Source organism: Holospora elegans E1, from assembly GCF_000648275.1.
Classification (GTDB): domain Bacteria; phylum Pseudomonadota; class Alphaproteobacteria; order Holosporales; family Holosporaceae; genus Holospora; species Holospora undulata_A.
Map to the genome: position 1 here is coordinate 1 of NZ_BAUP01000001.1, position 674 is coordinate 674.

The window sequence follows — 674 nt, forward strand, 5'->3', positions numbered from 1 at the left end:
CCCCCCATAAGTGTTGAAAGTGGTTGAGATAGATATCAGGATTATAAAGTTTTAATTTTATAATGATGTATTGATATATGGTTAGAGAGACTAGGAAAACTTTACGATGTCAATAGATATAATAATAAAATCACCGGAGAATTACTATTCAAAGGTTTGCTGAGATTAATACTCCTTGGCAAGAAAACTAGTTTAAGAATGTTAGAAAAGCTAATCAACCAAGGGTTTGGATCAATGAAAAGTGGCATTGAAGCGACATATAGTGCATATAGTGGCATTTCAAAGCGGTTAAAAGTAATCAAATGGGAGTATTTTGAAGGAATATATAAAGATTTAGTGAGTAAGGTTGAGCATGAAATAGATTCAAAAGGAAGCAAGTACCTTCATAGATTTGATTCCACGATTATCAATTTATCAGGATAGATGGTGAAAGATGGTCTAAAAATAGGCGGTAAGCTTAATGATAGTCAAATCAAAGAACTATAAAAAATAATCTACCTAGTAGCATTAGGTTTTGCACATCTCAATCTGAATCAAGCGAAGATATAGCTTTAGTTAAGGCTATAAATGAAGCAAAAATAGGGAACGAAGATGTATTGTTATTTGATAGAGGAATAAGCAAGAGTACAAGTTATCGCGAATTTGAAGAAAAAGACTATAAATTTGTTACAAGG

1 protein-coding gene is annotated in these 674 nt (G+C 31.8%); it reads left to right on the forward strand.

Annotated elements, in window-relative coordinates; all coding sequences use genetic code 11:
* Nucleotides 1-198 precede the first annotated feature (198 nt).
* A complete protein-coding gene (locus tag HE1_RS00005; protein WP_035543060.1) occupies nucleotides 199-423 on the forward strand; it encodes a hypothetical protein in 225 nt (74 codons plus the stop codon).
* The last annotated feature ends 251 nt before the right edge of the window (nucleotides 424-674 follow it).

What these genes read in the sequence shown, in the direction of transcription:
- HE1_RS00005 (WP_035543060.1), top strand. Translation starts at nt 199, where the DNA reads ATGTTAGAAAAGCTAATCAACCAAGGGTTTGGATCAATGAAAAGTGGC.